The 19,562-nt window shown below is 52.8% G+C and carries 17 protein-coding genes; 4 read left to right on the top strand and 13 right to left on the bottom strand.

Going from position 1 to position 19,562, the window contains the following annotated elements:
* The first annotated feature begins 18 nt into the window (after positions 1-18).
* Together pgi and RNAN_RS18815 are read left to right on the top strand one after the other, a co-directional pair.
* Positions 19-1,647 (top strand): glucose-6-phosphate isomerase, encoded by a 1,629-nt coding sequence (gene pgi, locus RNAN_RS01415; RefSeq protein WP_008217993.1) that lies wholly within the window; start codon positions 19-21, stop codon positions 1,645-1,647.
* Between the two features lie 108 nt (positions 1,648-1,755).
* Positions 1,756-1,929, top strand: coding sequence for a DUF3545 family protein (locus RNAN_RS18815; RefSeq protein ID WP_081502255.1), 174 nt, complete (start codon positions 1,756-1,758; stop codon positions 1,927-1,929).
* A 49-nt stretch (positions 1,930-1,978) separates the two neighbouring features.
* Here RNAN_RS18815 and ung read toward each other — a convergent pair whose 3' ends face one another.
* The 7 genes from ung to RNAN_RS01380 all read right to left on the bottom strand — a co-directional run bounded on the left by ung (position 1,979) and on the right by RNAN_RS01380 (position 9,574).
* Positions 1,979-2,638: a uracil-DNA glycosylase gene (gene ung, locus RNAN_RS01410; protein ID WP_008217989.1), complete on the bottom strand. Its 660-nt coding sequence runs from the start codon at positions 2,636-2,638 to the stop codon at positions 1,979-1,981.
* Positions 2,638-3,921: a threonine synthase gene (thrC, locus tag RNAN_RS01405; RefSeq protein ID WP_008217987.1), complete on the bottom strand. Its 1,284-nt coding sequence runs from the start codon at positions 3,919-3,921 to the stop codon at positions 2,638-2,640. The genes ung and thrC overlap by 1 nt, the downstream gene beginning before the upstream one ends.
* A gap of 11 nt (positions 3,922-3,932) precedes the next feature.
* Positions 3,933-4,901: a homoserine kinase gene (gene thrB / locus RNAN_RS01400; protein WP_008217984.1), complete on the bottom strand. Its 969-nt coding sequence runs from the start codon at positions 4,899-4,901 to the stop codon at positions 3,933-3,935.
* Positions 4,902-4,906: 5 nt separating this feature from the next.
* Complete coding sequence (gene thrA / locus RNAN_RS01395) at positions 4,907-7,366, bottom strand: bifunctional aspartate kinase/homoserine dehydrogenase I (protein ID WP_008217983.1); 2,460 nt, start codon at positions 7,364-7,366, stop codon at positions 4,907-4,909.
* Between the two features lie 266 nt (positions 7,367-7,632).
* Positions 7,633-8,598 carry a sensor domain-containing diguanylate cyclase gene (locus tag RNAN_RS01390; protein ID WP_008217981.1) on the bottom strand — a complete coding sequence of 322 codons (966 nt, stop codon included), beginning with the start codon at positions 8,596-8,598 and terminating at the stop codon, positions 7,633-7,635.
* The gene (locus RNAN_RS01385) at positions 8,598-9,212 is read right to left on the bottom strand and encodes a hypothetical protein (RefSeq protein WP_008217979.1); all 615 of its coding nucleotides are present in this window, start codon (positions 9,210-9,212) and stop codon (positions 8,598-8,600) included. Before RNAN_RS01385 ends, RNAN_RS01390 begins: the two co-directional genes overlap by 1 nt.
* Complete coding sequence (locus RNAN_RS01380; protein WP_008217977.1) at positions 9,209-9,574, bottom strand: response regulator; 366 nt, start codon at positions 9,572-9,574, stop codon at positions 9,209-9,211. The genes RNAN_RS01385 and RNAN_RS01380 overlap by 4 nt, the downstream gene beginning before the upstream one ends.
* A 188-nt stretch (positions 9,575-9,762) precedes the next feature.
* On the opposite strand from RNAN_RS01380, the gene RNAN_RS01375 reads away from it, so the two are divergent.
* Entirely contained in the window at positions 9,763-11,511 is a 1,749-nt protein-coding gene (locus RNAN_RS01375) for a sensor histidine kinase (protein ID WP_008217975.1), read from the top strand.
* 44 nt (positions 11,512-11,555) lie between these two features.
* On the top strand, positions 11,556-12,458 hold the full coding sequence (locus RNAN_RS01370; RefSeq protein WP_008217973.1) for a recombination-associated protein RdgC: 903 nt from the start codon (positions 11,556-11,558) through the stop codon (positions 12,456-12,458).
* Between the two features lie 7 nt (positions 12,459-12,465).
* Here the strand turns inward: RNAN_RS01370 and RNAN_RS01365 are convergent, their stop codons facing one another.
* The 6 genes from RNAN_RS01365 to RNAN_RS01340 form a co-directional block, all read right to left on the bottom strand.
* Positions 12,466-13,308 (bottom strand): HDOD domain-containing protein, encoded by an 843-nt coding sequence (locus RNAN_RS01365; protein ID WP_008217971.1) that lies wholly within the window; start codon positions 13,306-13,308, stop codon positions 12,466-12,468.
* A 22-nt stretch (positions 13,309-13,330) separates the two neighbouring features.
* Positions 13,331-15,970: a HAMP domain-containing hybrid sensor histidine kinase/response regulator gene (locus RNAN_RS01360; RefSeq protein ID WP_008217968.1), complete on the bottom strand. Its 2,640-nt coding sequence runs from the start codon at positions 15,968-15,970 to the stop codon at positions 13,331-13,333.
* Between the two features lie 82 nt (positions 15,971-16,052).
* The gene (locus RNAN_RS01355) at positions 16,053-16,910 is read right to left on the bottom strand and encodes an MBL fold metallo-hydrolase (RefSeq protein ID WP_008217966.1); all 858 of its coding nucleotides are present in this window, start codon (positions 16,908-16,910) and stop codon (positions 16,053-16,055) included.
* 5 nt (positions 16,911-16,915) lie between these two features.
* On the bottom strand, positions 16,916-18,205 hold the full coding sequence (locus tag RNAN_RS01350) for an NCS2 family permease (RefSeq protein ID WP_008217965.1): 1,290 nt from the start codon (positions 18,203-18,205) through the stop codon (positions 16,916-16,918).
* Between the two features lie 69 nt (positions 18,206-18,274).
* Positions 18,275-18,487 (bottom strand): (Na+)-NQR maturation NqrM, encoded by a 213-nt coding sequence (gene nqrM, locus RNAN_RS01345; RefSeq protein WP_008217964.1) that lies wholly within the window; start codon positions 18,485-18,487, stop codon positions 18,275-18,277.
* A 10-nt stretch (positions 18,488-18,497) separates the two neighbouring features.
* A complete protein-coding gene (locus RNAN_RS01340; protein WP_008217963.1) occupies positions 18,498-19,523 on the bottom strand; it encodes an FAD:protein FMN transferase in 1,026 nt (341 codons plus the stop codon).
* Positions 19,524-19,562: the final 39 nt, after the last annotated feature.

The following is a 19,562-nucleotide window of genomic DNA, read 5'->3' as shown; positions in this document are numbered from 1 at the left end:
CCGTTACAGGAGTAGACTATGTCCGGTGTTACCCTTGGGGGGCTGGCAGCGCTTGCCCGCCAGCAACAGTTGTCATTACGGCAGGCCTTTGCCACTGATCCGGCCCGCGCCAGCCGCTATCGCAGCAGCGCCTGCGGCATTACACTGGACTACTCGAAAAACCTGATTGACGAATCAAGCTGGCAGGCGCTGCAGCAACTGGCCGCAGCAAGCCCGTTAAAGCAGCAGCTTAACGCGATGCTGGCCGGCGACAAAATTAACCACACCGAACAGCGCGCCGTCTGGCATATGATGCTACGTAAAAGCCAGGTTGCCGGCCTGAGCTTAGACGGTGAAGCTGTCGGCGAGGCTATTCTGGATTGCCGCAACAAAATGACAGCGCTGGTCAATCAGCTGCATCAGGGGCAGTACACAGGCTACAGCGGTGAGCGCATTACCGATGTTATTTGGGTGGGTATTGGCGGCTCCTTACTGGGCCCGCAAATGGCGGTAGAGGCATTAACGCCCTATCACATCAGCCCGGTGCGGCTGCACTTTGCCGGCAATATCGACGGCGCTGTGGTCAGCGACGTGATGAAACCACTGCGGCCACAAAGCACACTGGTGTTTGTGGCGTCAAAATCCTTTGGCACCGAAGAAACCAAACAAAACGCGCTGGCACTGCGCCAGTGGTTTACTGATAACGGTGCTGACAGCAGCGCCATTGCCCGGCATTTTTGGGCGACCTCATCCAATATTAAGGCGGCAGCCGACTTTGGCATAGTGCCAGAGCATATTCTGCCGATGTGGGACTGGGTGGGCGGGCGTTACTCGCTGTGGTCGGCCATTGGCCTGCCGGTGGCGCTGATGATAGGTAACGCGCAGTTTGCGCAGTTGCTAAAAGGTGCTGAGGCGATGGATGAGCACTTTATCAGCGCGCCGCTTAGCGACAATATGCCATTAACACTGGCGCTGCTGGGCATTTGGTATATTAATGGTTTTGGTTGTCAGGCGCAGGCCTTACTGCCCTACAGCCACTATCTGCGCCTGCTGCCCTCTTATGTGCAACAGCTGGATATGGAATCTAACGGTAAGGCCGTTGACGCTGCGGGTGCGCCACTGCCCTATGCTACCGCACCGGTGATTTGGGGCGATGCCGGCACTAACGGCCAGCATGCTTATCATCAGTTGCTGCACCAAAGCGCCTTAACGGTACCGGCCGATTTTATTCTGCCGCTTAACGCGGCGCATACCCTAAGCGACCAGCATCAGCGTTTGGCGGCACATTGCTTTGCGCAAACCCAGGCACTGATGCAGGGTAAAACGCTGGCTGAAGCCAGCGCTGAATGTATGGCGGCCGGCATGAGCCAGCAAGACGCACAGGCACTGGCACCACACAAAGTATCGCCGGGTAATAAGCCCAGTAATACGTTGTTGCTGCCCGAGTTGTCACCCTATTATTTAGGCGCCTTAATTGCACTGTACGAGCACAAGGTTTTTTGTCAGGGCGTGCTGTGGGGCATTAATTCGTTCGATCAATGGGGTGTCGAACTGGGCAAACAGCTGTCAGGCCCGATTTATCAGGCGCTGGCCGGCAAAGATGCCACGGCTTTGGACAGTTCAACCCAGGCGTTAATCGCCGCGTTTTTACAGCAAAAAAAGTCTTAAGCAGCGCCGACCTGTCATAGTGTTGTCACTTAGTTGTTTTATTTTCAGACAAAGTGTGGTAAACCCTTTGTTGAAAATAACAACAACAACACTCAGAGAGGCATTATTATGGAAAGCTTCGAAGACTTACTGAACATGTTGGAACGCCCGGCCGCCAAACCGCGGGCCGCTAAGCGTAAATGGCGCGAAATTGAGCAGTTAAAAGAGCGCCAGCGCCTGAAAAAGGAGCTGAGCGACATCGACTGGACGATAGAGCCGGAACTGGCCGATATCGAACTATAAAAAAACGCCCGCTGGCAACAGTGGGCGTTTTTTGTTTTGCTCAGCTTGCTTAAGCTAATTGCCAGTTAATCGGGGCCTTGCCCTGCTTAACCAGTAGCTCGTTTGCCTGCTTAAAATGGCCACAGCCGAGAAAACCGCGGTGGGCCGATAGCGGTGACGGATGCGGTGCTTCCAGCACAAAGTGGCGCTGACGGTCAATCAGCCGGCCTTTTTTCTGTGCATGTGAGCCCCACAGCAAAAACACTATGCCACTGCAGTGGCTGTTGATCTGGGCAATAACCTGATCGGTAAAACGCTCCCAGCCCAAATGGCGGTGCGAGTTGGCCTGGGTAGCCACCACCGTCAGCACGGTATTGAGCAGCAGCACGCCTTGTTTCGCCCAGTCTTCCAGACAGCCATGCTGTGGGATCTGAAAGTCCGGGTATTCCAGCGCCAGCTCTTTATACATGTTTTGTAACGAGGGCGGCACCCGCACGCCTTTGCGTACCGAAAATGCCAGCCCATGTGCCTGATTGGGCCCGTGATAAGGATCCTGCCCCAATAACACCACTTTGAGCTGATTAAGCTCGGTTAGCTTAAAAGCGTTAAACACCTCGGCCTCGGGCGGATAGATCACCTGACCGGCCAGCCTGGCTTGTTTGACCTGGTTAAGCGTCTCCACAAAATAGGCCTGGTTTTTCTCCGGCCCCAGTAGCTGCTGCCACGACATCAGGCTTGCTCCAGCGTTAATAACTGCTGCTTAAGCGCAGTGAAACTGGCCGGTAGTTCTTTACTCAGGCTCTGCTCGGCCGCGCAGCGGGCTAACGCCTCTGGCAGCGCTATGGGTGTACCTAAAATGTTTTCCACCTGCTCTTTAAACTTGGCCGGGTGTGCGGTACCAAGGAAAATACCGTACTCGCCGCTTTGCAGGCTGCGCTTTAACGCCTTGTAAGCCACGGCCGCATGCGGCTCACTTAAATAGCCCAGCTGATACAGCTGACGTACGCCCAGTACCGTATCATCTTCATCGACCATTACTGCTTCAATTGCATCACGCTTGATAACACCCTGCGCCAGCAGTGCCTCTACCCGCGGCCAGTTGTTCGGCGCGGCCACATCCATCGCATTGGATAAGGTGGCCACCGTTGCTTTAGGTTGCCAGTCACCACTGCGCCAATAGCGTGGCACCGTGTCGTTGCTGTTGGTCGCGGCCACCATCCGCTTGATTGGCAAGCCCATGGCTTTGGCAATTAAACCGGCGGTTAAATTACCAAAGTTGCCACTTGGCACTGCTATCACCACTTGCTGACGTTTGGCTGCCGGCACTTGCGCTACAGCTTCAAAGTAATAACACACCTGGGCAAATAACCGGCTGATATTAATGGAATTGGCCGAGTTAATGCCCAACTGCTGTACCAGAGGTTTATCGTCAAATACCTGCTTTACCAGCGCCTGGCACTGGTCAAAGTCACCGTCTACCGCCAGGGTAGTGATATTGTCCCCCAGGGTGGTAAACAGTTTCTCCTGCAACGGGCTGATTTTGCCTTTGGGAAACAGGATCACCACCTGCACGCCACGCTGGCGGTAAAACGCGTGAGCGACCGCCGCACCGGTATCACCCGAGGTTGCGGTAACAATGGTAGTTTTCTTCTCGCCCTGCGCTTTGGCCAGTGCCTGCGCCATAAAGCGGCCGCCAAAGTCTTTAAACGCCAGGGTCGGGCCGTGAAACAGCTCAAGGCAGCTGATGTCGTCAGCCACACTGGCCAGCGGCGCAGCAAAGGTAAAGGCCTGACTGACCATCGCATCAATGTCGGCAGCGCTTAGCTCATCGCCAATCAGTGCCTGTAAAATGGCGCTGCTACGGGCGACAAACGGCATGGCTAACAAGGCGTCAATATCCAGCTTAGGCCACTGGGTGGGGAAAAATAAGCCCTGCTCAACGCCCAGGCCCTGACGGACAGCCTGTAAAAAACTCACCTGCTCTTGCGGTACTTTTATATTAGTTAACAACATGGGTAATCTTCCTACAGCGCCCGGGCGCCGGCTAATGACAAGCGACAAATTTGCGTGGTCGCGTCCTGATTTTTTTCATAATGCCGTGATAAATATGTCGCAGCAAGCTGGGCCTGCGCATCATTGGCGCACAGGGCAAACAAAGTTGGCCCGGCGCCGGAGATGCCCAGATGTAATACGCCCATTTCAACAAGTGCCAGGCGCAGTGTTGGCAGCTCTGAAATAAGCGGTGTGCGCGCCGGCTCGGCCACCAGATCCTGCAGCGCAGCAACGGCATCGGCCTCGTCAGCAGCATAGAGTGCACTGACAAAACGGCTTAGCATGCCGGCAAAGTTAATGCTGTGCGCCAGGCTAAGCTCTTTTGGCAGCACTGCCCGCGCCGCCTTGGTTGACAGCACAGTGCCGGGATAGCTTAGCACCACCCGCCAATGTTCAAACCACGGCAGGCTGCGGCAGATGCGCTCACTTTGCGGCAGCATCAGCTGCAAGCCGCCTAAAAATGACGGTGCCACATTGTCATAATGCACGCTGCCGCTGACGCCGCCTTCAGCCTCTGCCATTAGCGTTAACAGTTCGGTATCCGACAGCGGTTTGCCAAAGTAATCATTAAAAGCATAACAGGCCACCACGATAGAGCAGGCACTGGAGCCCAGCCCGCTGCCCACCGGCAGGTTTTTGTGTAGCCTAAGCGCCAGCTTGGGTAACACCCGGCCCAGCTTTTGCTCAAAGGCCGCAAAACACTGTAACACCAGATTAGTACTGTTATCGGCCGGCAGCTGATGACGGTAACGGCCGACTATATCCAGCTCAAGTGTGCGGCTTGGCGCAACTATATCCAGCACGTCACCAAACAATTCGCCGTTTAATGGCTCAAAGGCCGCGCCCAGTAAGTCAAAGCCGACCGAGAAGTTGCCGGTAGAGGCCGGGGCATAGTAGCGTTTTTGATAACTTAACGTTTTGTTAGCTAATTCTGCCTGCATCGTTATTACACCTGTTGCTGCCAGCCAAGGGTACGCATAATGTCGCTAAACACCCCGGCGGAGGTCACCGCCGCACCGGCACCATAACCGCGCAGCACAAAAGGAATAGGCTGATAATACCGGGTATGAATAGCCAGCGCGTTTTCACCGTCTTTCACTTTGGCCAGCGGGTGCTCAGCGGCCAGCGCCTTAATGGCTACCTTACATTTACCACCGCTGATTTCACCAATATACCTAAGCACCTTACCTTCGGCTTTGGCCTGGCTGATCCGCTGACTAAAGGCCTGGTCCAACTCGGGCAATTCAGCCATAAATGCCTCAGTGCTGGCACCTTTGGCAAAGCCTGACGGCAGCACTGACTCTACCTCTACGTCATCAAGCTCCAGCGTCATACCGGCTTCGCGCGCCAGAATAAGCAGCTTACGCGCGACGTCCATACCGGATAAATCATCGCGTGGGTCCGGTTCGGTAAAGCCCAGAGTTTTGGCTTTTTGCGTCACTTCTGACAAGGCCACACCCTGCTCCAGCTCACCAAAGATATACGATAAAGAGCCGGATAGAATGCCTTCAAACGCCAGCAATTCATCGCCGGCATTAAGCAGCCCCTGCAGGGTGTCTATTACCGGCAAGCCGGCCCCTACGGTGGTTTCATACAAAAAGCGGCGCCGGTTTTGCTGCGCCAGTGCGCGCAGTTGCTGATAATAGCTGTAACTGGCGGTATTGGCTTTTTTGTTCGGTGTCACCACATGAAAGCCGGCCGCCAGAAAGGCGGTATAGTGTGCGGCCACCTGCTCTGAGCTGGTGCAATCGACCAGTACCGGATTAGTCAGATGGTGCTGCTGCACAAACTGGCTCAGCTGCCCGACAGAGAAACTACCCTGCGCCTGTTGCAACTGCGCTGGCCAGTCGGTTAATGCAATGCCTTCACCATTGAGTAAACAGGTTTTGCTGTTAGCGATACCGTACACCGTTAATTTAACATGGCGCTGCTGTAAAAAGCGCTGCTGGCGCTGAATTTGTGCCAATAGCTCACTACCCACCACACCGCAGCCGACCAGGAACACATCAATACTGGGCACATGGCTGAAGAAGTTTTCATGACACACTTTTACCGCGTTTTTACAGGCACTCTGCTCTACCACCGCTGAGATAGAACGCTCGCTGCTGTCTTGCGCTATCGCCACCACGTTCACCCTGGCCTGCGCCAGCGAGGCAAAGAACTTGGCTGCCACACCGCGGTGTTGACGCATACCATCGCCAACCAGACTGACAATGGCCATATCCGACAAAATGGTCAGCTCGCGCAGCAAACCGGTTTGCAGCTCCAGTTCAAACTCTTGCTGCAAGGCTTTTTTCGCGGCAGCTAAATGCAGCTGGGGTACACAAAAACTGATGCTAAACTCCGACGAGGACTGGGTAATCAGGCTGACCGAAATCTGCGCGCGTGCCATAGAGGCAAACACCCGGCTGGCCATGCCAACCACACCTTTTAAACCCGGGCCCGACACCGTAATCAGCGCCAGATGCTCCAGGCTGGAGATACCTTTTACCAGCGCATCACCACCGCCGCTGTTATCAATGCAGGTACCCGGCGCTGTGGGGTTAAGGGTATTTTTGATGTAACAGGGAATGTTGTACCGCGCCAGCGGGCCTATGGTTTTTGGGTGCAACACTTTAGCGCCAAAGTAGGACAGCTCCATCGCTTCATCATACGACAAACGGTCAATCAGTTTGGCATTTTTTACCTGGCGTGGATCGGCGCTGTACACACCGTCCACGTCAGTCCAGATCTCACAAGCCGCCGCGCGGATAGCCGCTGCGACAATAGCGGCTGAGTAATCTGAACCGTTACGGCCGAGCAAACAGGTTTCGCCGGCGGCATTGCTCGAAACAAAGCCGGCAATGACATAGACCTTAGCCGGCATGGCGGCAATAGCCTGTGGTAGCGTTTGCTCACAGCCGGCAATATCGGCACTGGCGTTTAAATAATCACCCGTGCTTTTTACCAGTGTCACGGCGTCCAGTGCCAGCGCCGGCAGCTGTTTGGCATTGAGCAAAGCCGTCATCAGTGCCACGCTAAACTGTTCGCCTAAACCGAGAATTTGCGCTTTGATATGATCAGGACAGTGGCGCAGCAGCGCAATACCGGTCAGCTGGTTTTGCAGTTGCGCCAATTGCTGTGACATCACCTGTTGCAGCGCTGATAACTCAGCACCGGGAAATTGTGCCGCCGCCTCTTCAGCCAGTGTCTGGTAGCGCGTCGATAACTGACTGAGCAGTGCACTGAAGTCTGAGCCCAGATAGGCCAAATCGGTCAGCTCAACCAAGGTATTGGTTACCCCCTGCGGCGCCGATAACACCAGACAAATCGTATCGTCGGCGGCTTGCTGCTGCACGATAGTGGCAACGCTGACAAAACGCTCGACCGAAGCCAGCGACGAGCCGCCAAATTTTAGCACCCTCATGTATTACTCCTTGCGCATAAAGTATCTGTAAAGTTCCGTTACCGTGACGCTTGCTTGTTGTTATGCCGGCTTTGCAATACTAAGCCAAAAAAAAGACCCGTGACGGTTGAGGTCACGGGTCTTTTTACAGACAACACACCGCCGACCTCCTACCCCGCAGGGTTGGTGGTAATAATAATGGTGGTGAGGACTGTCGTTGTTATGTTCATCGCCAACACTATGCACAGACTTATAGACGTCTGTCAATGGCTAATTTTTCTGCGCGATCACTTTACCTTTTTAAGGTAAACACTCTGGCTGTCGCGCCAGGCAACAGCCTGATTGCGCCCTTGCCGTTTTGCACTGTACAAGGCTTCATCGGCTTGCTGGATCAGCTGATCGCTGCTAAGCCCACTGGTGAAACCGGTTACGCCCAGACTAATGGTGGCCAATAGCTGCTGCTGCTCAAAGGCAACACGGTGCGCGGCTACCGCGCTGCACAGCCGCTGTGCTACCTGCATGGCGCCGGTTAAATCGGTTTCGGGCAGAATAATGCCAAACTCTTCACCACCATAACGGCCCAGCAAGTCGGTATCACGCAGTAAGGCCGCCACTAAGCGGGCCACTTCAATTAACACCGCATCACCGCCCAAATGGCCATAGTGATCGTTTAACTGCTTAAACTTATCTAAATCAAACAACAGCAGCGACAGCGGGTGCTGGTAGCGCTCAGCACGCTGGATCTCATAGCCTAACTGCTGCTGCCAGTAGCTGCGGTTAAACACGCCGGTCAGGCCATCGGTACGGTTTGCCAGTTGTAATCGCGCCACACTGTGCTGTAACTGCTGCTGGTAGACATAGGCGTCGGTGGCATCTTCTACCAGAATACAGATATAGCGCTCGCCAGTATCAGCGGCGGTAAGGGGCAGCATACTGCAATTTTGCGCCATATAAGCACTGTCGCTGCTAAGCGGACGCAAATGCGGCAGTTTAAAAATGTATTGCCGCTGCTCCCAGCTGCTAAACGCCGGTACCTGTAAACTTAACACGCCGTGCAGTTTGCGTTGCAGCCAGGCTTGTGGCAAGTCGCTGAACACCTCGAACAGGCTTTTACCCTTCACATCCTCTGGCTGAAGGTCAGCTCGCCGGGCGATAAACTGATTGATAAACACCAGTTTTAACTCGGCGTCCAGTAGCACTACCCCGGAGTTTAGTTGTGACAGTAACGGCTGTAATAACCCGGCTAATGGCATTAAAAGTCCGCCAGGATCTGATCCAGCATCTGACGCAGGCGCAATACAGCTTCGCCGGGGATCAGTAAAATCATGTCACAGTGAAAACTGTAGTCCGTCAGTTGATAGCGGATATCGACCTGCAGCGCCAGCTGCCATTGCTGGGCCGTCGCAGCCAGCTTATCGGCGAAATGCTCGTCACGGCTGGACAAAATGCGTGGTGCGGCGTAAGAAAAGCTGTTATCCAGCTGCTCGGCCAAACCGTTTAAGAAGGTGGTAGTGAGCACCGAACTGATGTCGGTCAGCATTTCATCTTCTGAGCTGTCATCGTCGCTATAACCCAGCAGTTTAGCCAGCACACCCACATTGGCCAACTGATACAACATAATGGTTTCGCCACGCAGGCCCTGATCACCAAAAAAGCCCAGGCTTATCAGGCTGACACTTTGTTGCTGATAGCGTTTAGCGAAGTGTTCAGGCAGTTGTTGGGTGTCGACCAGTTTTATCGCCGGCACCTGTAAGTGCACCATGGTTTCCAGATAACGCGCCAGCTTGTCACTGGCCTGTCCCATGGCAACATTGACCAGCTCCTGCAGGCAATCGCGCTGTTCTTCCGTGAAGTGCAGTGTTGTCATATCAAACCATACTTGTGCAGCACCGCAGCCAGTTTGTCGGCATTGGCCGGTTTTTGAATAAAGGCCAGCGCTCCCAGTTCCATCACCCGTTTTTGCATTTCCGGCTGGATATCGGCTGATACCACGATCACCAGACAATCGAGTTGTTGCGCTTTGATGGCTTCCAGCACGCCGACACCGTCAAGCTCGGGCATGGTCAGATCTAAAAATACCAGACCAATTTCCTGCGATTGCAGCACGGCCAGTGCTTCTAAACCATTTGTTGCGGTGACGATACTGGCATCAAAATCTGCCGGCAACGCCTTCTTTAATTGGTTGCGTGCCAACAAAGAGTCGTCACATATTAAAACCGTTAACGCCATGTACTATAGCCTGTATTGTTGTTGTCGTTGGGGCCAAAGTTGGCTAAAAAATATATACAGACCGCCACTATAAAGCAATATCTGCGCTATAAATAGCTCAGAATCCCCAGTGCTATTTGCAAACTGCCGGTTATTGGTTATGGTAGTGCAATAACACTCATAATATCGTTGCCACACAAGGTTATTCCATGCAGCAGAAAAGCTTGTCCCGTAAGCTGTTAACCAAGGTTTTGTCGGTTTATTTTATTCTGACTTTTATCGTCACCTTAGGCCAGATTGTTGCAGAATACTTTAATACCAAAAACCACATTAACGGCGAACTGGAAACACTGCAGCAAACCTTTTCCGGCAGCTTAACCCGCGCAATTTGGGAGCTTAATACACAACAGGCAATGATTATTGCCGATGGCCTGCTGGCGATACCGGCGATTGAAGGCATTATAGTGCGCGATGACAGTGGTGCTGTGATTACCCAGCTTGGCTTGTATATCAATATTCAGGAGCGTTTTAGCACCCAGCTGGTGCGTGAAGGCGTGCGCTTAACCGAGCAACAATCGGGTATTTTTGGTTATACCTTCCCGCTTATTTTCGAGTTCTCCGGCCGGGCCACCCAGGTAGGTGATGTTACCCTGTTCTCCAGCCGGGCGGTGGTGATTGATCGGATTAAAATCGGCATCTACTTTTTAATTGGTAATGCCATGCTAAAAACCACCTTTTTAATCATCCTGTTTTTACTGGCGTTTCGTAAACAACTGACCGTACCGCTGACGGAGCTGACCCAGCAGATTGAAGATCTAGAGCTGGATCAACTTGAAGGTGCCAAAGTGGAAATACAGCATGGTGACAGTTCAGAACTCAGCGTAATGGCCGATGCCTTTAACCGGCTGATTGGCCGGGTGCAGGACTATAAAACCCAGCTGGAAACCACACAAAAACAACTGATGTTGTCGAATGAGAAACTGGACCAGCAAAACCTGATGCTGGAGCAGGAAGTGGCGCGCAAAACCTCCGGCCTTAGTCAGGCGATGATGGACTTGCAACAACAAAAACAAGAGCTGGAAGTAAAGCAGCAAAGTTTGCGCGAAGAAATAGAGCGTCGCCGCCATACCGAGGATGCCCTTCGCACCAAACAAACCGAACTGGAAAAAATTGTTGATGATTTAAAACAGGCGCAGGACCGGCTGGTGCAATCAGAAAAAATGGCGGCCTTAGGTGGCCTGGTGGCCGGTATTACCCATGAAGTTAATACGCCTGTGGGCATAGGCGTTACGGCAACCAGTTTCCTGGCGGAAAAACTGCAAACGCTGGAGCAAGCCTATAAAGATAAAACGCTGACACCTAAAACGCTGGAACATTTTATTGAAGAAGCGACACAGGGTACTGAGCTGTTGCAATCTAACCTGATGCGGGCGTCTGAGTTAATCGCCAGCTTTAAGCAAATCGCCGTCGATCAGACCAGTGAGGCTGTGCGCACCATCAATCTGGCCGAATACCTGCACGAGGTGATCCGCTCATTACAACCCAACTTTAAAAAGACGCACCATCAGGTAGAGGTGAATTGCCCGGATAATATTATGCTCAGCTGCCCGGCGGGTGCCATCTCGCAGATCTTCACCAACCTGTTGATGAATTCACTGATCCACGGCTTTGAGGAGATGGACAATGGCCTGATCCGCATTACCGTGCTGGATGAAGATGAAAACGTCGATATTAAATACAGCGACAACGGTAAAGGCCTGACGCAGGAGCAACTGGAAAAACTGTTTCATCCGTTTTTTACCACCAAGCGTGATCAGGGCGGCAGCGGCCTGGGCACCCATATTACCTACAACCTGGTACGGCAAACACTGGGCGGCAGCATCAGTGTCAGCAGTGAGCCAGGTAAAGGCCTGCACTACCATATTTGCTTTCCAAAAAAGCTAAAACCTACGGCCTAATCCACGTTATACTCCGCAGCCGGATGTTTGAAGTAGAGTAGATTATGTGGTTTAAAAATGTTCGTGTTTATAAACTCAGCGCCCCGCTGAGCACCGACACTGCGGTATGGGAGCAGGCGCTGGCCGAGTTTAAGTTCAGCCCGTTAAGCGCACAGGAAGCGGTAAGAACCGGCTTTAGTTTCCCGTTACATGCCAGTGTGAAGCAGTATTGTCATGCTTGTCAGCATCTGCTGTTTTTTGCGGTAAAACGGCAGGAGAAGATCCTGCCCGCCGCTGTCATCAATGAAGAGATGCAGCCAAAACTGGAAGCGATGGAGCAGGAAAAAGGCCGGCCGTTAAGCCGCAAAGAGAAGCAAAGCCTGAAAGAAGAATTACAGCTGAGTTTATTGCCACGCGCCTTTAGCCGCTCAACCCTAACCCAGGGCTATTATGATCCCGACAATCAGTGGCTGGTGATTAACAGCGGCAGTGCCAGCAAAGCAGAAGATGTGTTGGCGCTGCTGCGTAAGGCGTTAGGCTCGTTACCCGCTCTGCCCTGGCTGGACAACACCAAACTGACCACGCATTTACAGTTATGGCTGCAAAATCAGGCGCTACCGCAGGGTTTTGACCTGGGCGCCGACGCCGAGCTAAAAGCACCGGATGAAGAAGGCGCTAAGGTAAAATTCAGCAACCATTTACTCAGTGCCGATGAAGTACAAAGCCATCTGCAGCATAAATTGGTTACCAGTATCGGCCTGGAACAGCCTGACCGCTTGTCACTGGCTGTCACCGACGAGGGGGCATTAAAGCGGCTGAAGTTTCATGAACTGCTGACCGGGCAAAACGACGAGCTGGGCTGGGATGATCTGGTGGCCAGGCTGGATGCCGACTTACTGCTGATGGCCAGCACCGTCAACCAGGCGCTGAGCGCAATTCAGCAGCAGGTCAACAGCGCCGCAGAATAACACTGCTTTAACGAAACACGCTTTGCACGTCCTGATAGACCCGCTGGATATCAGGATGTTGCATAAACTGTGGCTGCGGCACCAGCTTAACAGACACATAGTAGTCCAGCAGGCGTTGTTGCAGTGCTTTGTCGGCATAGCCGTCGCGGGCAATCACCGCCAGGCGGATAAAATCAGCATACCCCGGCCCGGGGTTATCTGGCTGACATTTTTGCCAGCTCTGGCTTACCTGATAAAACTCCTGCGCAAAGCCCCAAGCATACATAATACGCAGGCTAACGTCTTTGGCCAGACTGTTGGCTAGATGCAGCAGAAAACGCGGATCGCCCAGCAACTCAGTTTCACGCTCCGCTTCACTGATAATGGGCAAAGCGCCGATATTATGCACCAGCGCCATCAGATTCAGCACATCTTTACTCAGGCCACTGCGCGGCTCTAGCGTTTGATAAACGCTCAGGCAGGCCGTTGCCACACAGGCGGTTTGTACACTCAGTTGCCACAGTTGATCCAGTTGTTGCTGTACTTGCTTATGTTTAGAAACAAACACCTGCTCCAGCGCCATGGCGATGGCAATATTACGAATTTGACTCAGGCCAATACGGGTAACCGCCTGGCTTAGCGACGTCACTTTAATCGAACGGCCCATAAAGGCACTGTTGGCCACTTTGATCATACGCGCCGCTAACGCCGGATCCTGGGCTATCACATCAGCCATCTCAGCCAGGCTGATATCAGGCTCAGACGAGCGCTCACGCACCTTTAGCGCCACATCCGGCAAGGTGGGTAGCAGTAACTGATCATGCTGAATTTTATACTGTAAAAGCTGTAACAAACGTTGCTGTGCTGACATAAAGCTCCCTGGCCGGCGTTAGTTATTCGTCACCTTTGGCAACACTCTGCTGCATCTGCTGCAGTAAAGCGGCACAGGCTTCACTGAGTTGCTGCCGGGCGCTAACCTCGAGCTGACCGGCCAGCTCTGTTAATAGCGGGTAGCCCATGCTGCCGGCACTGCCTTTTAAACTGTGAGCGGCATAAGCCAGGCTATGCCAGTCTGCGTTGGCAAAAGCCTGCTGCAGTTCATCCAGCAGCACTGGCAATTGCGCAGTGAACTGTTGCTTTAGTGCCTGCATTTGCGGATCTTGCGCCAACTGTTGCGTGAGCTTATCCACACCGGTTGTTGTTGATTTGCCGTATTTGCTCAGTATAGCCACTAACTCAGCATGCATCACAGGTTTTGCCAGTAAGCCCTGACAGCCCGCCTGACGATAACGCTCTGAATCTTCTGACATCACGTTGGCCGTTACGGCGATAACCGGTGTTTCAATACCGGCGTGACGAATCAGCCTGGTCGCCTCTTCACCGCCCATTAACGGCATTTGCATGTCCATAAAGATCAGATCAAAATCCTCTGCCAGCGCGCGCTCAACCGCCTTATGACCGTTTTCTACCATCACACAGCTGGCGTTAACCTTTTCCAGCATCAGTTGCAGCAGTAACTGGTTATCCGGGTTGTCCTCTGCTACCAGGATATGTAACGGCTGCTGCTGTGCCGGCAATGCCGGTACTGGCGGCAGCACAGGCAGTTTGGCGACATCATCGACCAGTTCCGGTTGCTGATGCGAGCAATCAAACTGCAGTTCAAAGCAGCTGCCAATGCCTTTTACACTTTCTACCTGAATATCACCATCCATCTGTTGCATGAGCTTTTTCGAGATACAAAGCCCCAGACCGGTACCACCAAAATGGCGGGTTACTGTGGCATCTGCCTGTACAAAGGGTTGGAAGATGCGGCTTAATTCATCCGGTGTCATACCAATGCCGCTGTCTTTTACTTTGATGCTGAGCTGCTGTGTCAGCACATCAAAGCTGACACTAATAACAATTTTACCTTTTTGGGTAAACTTCACTGAGTTACTGGTCAGGTTTAACAGCACCTGACGAAAACGCAGTGCATCATTATAAAGCTGGCGTGGCAGTGGAAAATTAAGCTGTAGCAGACACTGTAAACCTTTGGCCTCGGCCTGGCTGCGGGTTATCAGAAACACATCTTCAATCACGCTGAGGACATCAAAAGCCTCGCGGTCCAGCTCCAGCTTTTCCGCCTCAATTTTTGACAAGTCCAGAATATCGTTAATCAACCCCAGTAAATGGTCGCCACTTTTTAACACCCGCTGCAGGTAGTTTTGCAGTTTATCGCGGTTTTGCTCGCTTAGTGCCTGTTCAGAGAAGCCAATAATGGCCGTCAGCGGTGTGCGGATCTCGTGGCTCATATTGGCTAAAAATACGCTTTTTAACCGGTTGGCCTGCTCGGCCGCCTCACGCGCCAGAATAAGCTCCTGGTTAGCTGCCGCTAAGTCGTCATTGGCGCGGGCTAAGTCCTGGGTGCGGCGCAGTACTTTGTCTTCCAGTTGCTGCTTGTAGGCACGCTCACGTTCGCGGTAAACCCTGAGCTGACGCACCATCACATTAAAGGCGGCAAACATGTCGCCCAGTTCGTCCTGTTTAGTCACCTCCAGCAAGGTGGACAAATCGCCGCGCCCTACCGCCGTTTTCGCCGCTGTCAGCTGTTTAATCGGGGCAAAAATATTGCGGATCAGCAGCCAATACACTAACAGTGGCAGCGTAGCGCACATCAGTAAAGTCAGCAGCAGGATCACTAACGACAAGGTACGCTGTTGTTGTAACAGCTCCTGCTCATCAATGCCGTATAACAGCTGATAGGCACCGGGCAAACTTTTGCCCAACAGTAAGCGGCTCTGGCCCAGCAAAATCACATCACTGAAGCTGTCAGCATCAATACTTTGCTGGATAGCACGAAAATTGGTCGGCGCAAAGGCACTGCCAATTAACGCCGGATTGTCAGCATAGGTAATGGCGGCCGCTTTGCTGATCAATAAGGTCACGCTGTTAGGGGTATGCCGGTAGCTAACCACCTCAGCCAGCGGCTTGGGGCTGACCACCACCACCAGATAGCCCCATAAACGGCGTGACTCGTTAACACTGCCGGCATAAAGCTTGTGGGCAAAGAACAGCTGCTGACTTTTACTGTCAGTGTCTTGCGCCAGAAAATAGCTGGCTTCATCGACCTGTGCTTGCAGTTGAGAAAAATATTCATTACGAAACCGGTTAGGAATGGCAGAATAATCGGTCCGGTGCGGTACCTGCAGCTGATAATCACCGTTAAGATTCAGCAGTTTAACCGACACGACATTTCTGTCAGCACTGGCAAACTGGCGCAACTGTTGTTGCAGCGCGGCCAACTGGGTGTTGTCGCCTTGCTGCACATATTGCGCTAACAGCGGGTTCTGCGCCAGCATGGCTAACCTGGCTTGTTGTAACTGCAAAAAGCTGCTTAGCTGTAATTGCTGTTGGCTGAGGGCTTTTTCTGCACCGTAATACGCCTGCTGCTGCCAATATTGCTTACTGAACTGGTAAGCAATATAGCCAAAGGCCATTACCGGTATAACCAGTAATGGCAGCATATAAGCAACAAGTGTTTCGCGTAGCCTCATCCGTGTCCTGCGCAGCAGCGGGCTTGCGCCCTGCCCTTATCATGCCGTACAGCATAACCAGCGCATTACACGCCGACAAGTGCTAGTTTACGTCAGCCCGGTAAAGCGTCTTAATCCAGCGCTCTTCGGTGATAAAATTCCAGTGCCAGCTTTTCCACTGCTCGCCCAGACCTTTTTCTACCGCCTGCTGCTCAGTCATTCCTGCGGCTTTATAGCCCTGTACTATGGCCAGGGTAGCTTGCATCATGTCCAGCGAGCGCTGCACGCCGGCTTTGTCGGTAAGCTGACCATGACCGGGGATAACACGGGTTTGCTGGTTTAACATACCCATCAGTTGCCGGGTGTTGTCAATATAGCCTTTTACCGAGCCACCGTTGTTGGTGTCGATAAACGGAAAACGGCCCTCAAACAACAAATCGCCAAAGTGCACCACATTGGCCTCTTCAAACCATACCACTATATCGCCGTCGGTATGACTTGGTGGCAGGTAATCCAGCCGGATGGTCTGACCGCCAAGCCTCAGTTTCAGCTGCTCTTTAAAGGTAATGGTCGGCAGGCCATTACGCGGAAACTGGCTATCCTGCGTCAGCCGGCTTAGCACATTGTGGTGGGCAATAATATCGACACCGGCTGCCAGTTGGCTGTTACCGCCAACATGGTCACCGTGCAGGTGCGTGTTGACCAGCGTGGTGACACCAGAGGTCGCGCCCAGCTCGCCAAGCTTAGCTTTAATTTTATCGGCCAGCTCAGCATACTGGCTATCGACCAGCAGCACTTTATCACCGGCAATTATGGTCGCCATGTTACCGCCGGCACCAGTCAGCATATACAGGTTTTCGGTCAGTTTGGTGTCTTGCACCTGCACTTCTTTAAAACGATCAGCTTGCAGTGGCGCCACGGCCAACAGCAACGCCAGCGTGGTAAACAGTTGTAGTTTCATTCAGCTTATCCCCAGATAAATTTGGCCAGAAACACCAAGGTCAGCACCCAAACACTGAGCGTGGTGCGATGTAGGTTACCGGTGACTAAACATAGCACAGCGTAACTGATAAACCCCATGCCTATACCATCAGAGATGGAAAAAGTCAGTGGCATCATCACCAACACAACGCAGACCGGCACCGCCTGGATCACTTCATCCCACTCTACATGCCGCAAACTGCCCAGCATCAGGGTAGCGACATACAACAGTGCGCCGGCGGTGGCGTAAGAGGGTACCATAGCCGCCAGCGGCGAGAACCACAATGCTGCCAGAAATAACAAGCCGGTCACCACCGCCATTAAGCCAGTACGGCCGCCGGCTGCTACGCCACTGGTACTCTCGACATAGCTGGTGGTGGTGGATGTGCCGAACATGGCGCCTGCGATAGTAGCGCTGCTGTCGGCAATTAAGGCTTTGTTTAAATCCGGTACTTTGCCATCCTGTTGCATTAAGCCGGCTTTATGGCTTACCGCTACCAACGTGCCCGAGGTATCAAACAGATCAAGAAACAACAAACTTAAGATCACCGGCAACATACTAAGCTGCAGGGCAGCGGCGAAATCAAGCTGCATAAAAGTGGGTGCCAGGGATGGCGGCGTGGCAATAATGCCGCTAAAGCGGGTGTCACCCAGATACCAGGCACCTAAGGTAACCAGCACTATACTGATTAGCACTGCGGCATGCCAGCCTCGATGTGCCAGCGCAAAAATAACAAAAAAGCCGCAAAGTGCCAGCACCACTTGCGGGTTATGTAAGTCACCCAGGGTTACCAGCGTGGCCGGGCTTGCGACAATAATGTTGGCGGTTTTAAGGGCAATCAGCGCCAGAAACATACCAATACCAGCAGCGATTCCCATTTTCAGTGGCAGCGGAATGCTGTTAATGATCCACTCGCGTATTTTAAAAATGCTCAGTAATAAAAACAAACAGCCGGAGAAAAACACACAGGCCAGTGCGGTTTGCCAGCTGTGGCCCTGCTCCAGCACGATAACATAGGTAAAAAACGCGTTTAGCCCCATACCCGGCGCCAGTGCCACCGGCAAGTTAGCCAACAGCCCCATCAACAAACAACCGAGCGCCGCCGCTAAGCAGGTAGCAACAAAGACGGCGCCCTGATCCATCCCGGTTTGTGCCAGCATAGCGGGGTTAACAAACAGCACGTAAGACATTGCCATAAAGGTTGTCAGGCCGGCCATCATCTCGCGTTTGACCGAACTGCCGCGGGCACTCATTAAAAACCATTTATCCAGCAACGCCGGCCTCCTGAAAAGTGAAAAGCTGGCAAGACGCCAGCTTTGGGTAAAAAAAGTAACCTGGTGAGGTTAGATAATTTTGTTCTGCTGCCAAAATTTTTCTTTCTCAAGGCGCTTTTGCCGTTTTTCGCAGGGCTTATCACAGTCACAGGCTTTTTCTATGCCAATCTCACCCAGACCACCACAGCTACCCGCGATCGTTTTACGCTGCACCAGATAACCAATTGCCATGGCAATCACGACCAGTAAAAACAAACCAAAGGTTAGTAAGAAAATACTCATAACAACTCCGTTATTCGGCCAGATAAGGCAACATGGCTGACGAGGTTAACTCGTTAAAGCCATCGGCAGTTTTTGTCACTATTAACACCGCCAGTTGATGCTGCTCAGCAAAAGCCAGTGCTTCCTGCGCTGCCATGACATTTAATGCGGTAGCGTAGCCATCCGCTGTCATACAGGACGGATGTAATACTGTTACAGACACAGTGCGGTTAGTAATCGGCTTGCCGGTACGTGGGTCGAGTAAATGCGAGTAACGCACGCCATCTTCTTCAAAATAGTTGCGATAGTCGCCCGACGTCGCCACGCTCATATCGCCTGGCAGCAGAATGCGCTGCACAGCACGCTCGGCGCTTACCGGTTTCTCTATGGCGATCTTCCACGGTTGCTTTTCGGCTTTTACGCCTTTTAAGCGCATTTCACCGCCAATTTCCACCAGATAGTCAGTAATGCCTTGCTGCTCCAGCACAGCGGCAACCTGGTCGACGCCATAACCTTTAGCGATCGGCGATAAATCGACCGCCAATTGGGCAATGTCTTTGCTTAAACCGGCCTCGGTCAGCTGTAACTTGTCATAGCCGACCCAGGCACGGGTTTGTGCAATTAGCGCCTCATCGGGTGCCCGCTCGATACGGCCCTTTGCACCAAAGCCCCACAGTTCAACCAAAGGGCCGACCGTAACATCCAGCACCCCGCCGGTTTGCTCGGCAATTCGCAGCGCTTCGGTAATAACAGTGCGGGTTTGCGCTGAAATGGTGAACGCGCTGCTGTCCATATGACGGTTAAAGCGCATTAGTTCAGACTCTGGCCGGTAGGTCGACATTAAGTCGTTAACCAGCTCCAGCTCGGTATCAATGTGCTGCTTAAGCACCGTTAAATCCGGTGTAGTGTCGCTATAAAACTTCACCACGTAGTAGGTTCCCATGGTGTTACCGTCCAGCTGATATTGCTGGTTAGCCGGTTTCGCCGGGGTACAGGAAACTAAAACGGCCAGCGCAATAGTGGCCAGCCAGATTTTCAGGAAAGAAACAACGTGCATAGCGGTTCCTGATAGCAGCAGGGGCGCCTGTTAGGAGCC

This window comes from Rheinheimera nanhaiensis E407-8 (assembly GCF_000296695.1).
In the GTDB taxonomy this organism is placed as follows: Bacteria; Pseudomonadota; Gammaproteobacteria; order Enterobacterales; family Alteromonadaceae; genus Alishewanella; species Alishewanella nanhaiensis.
Note: the sequence above shows the minus strand (reverse complement) of the source record. Positions and strands in the feature narration are given on the sequence as shown.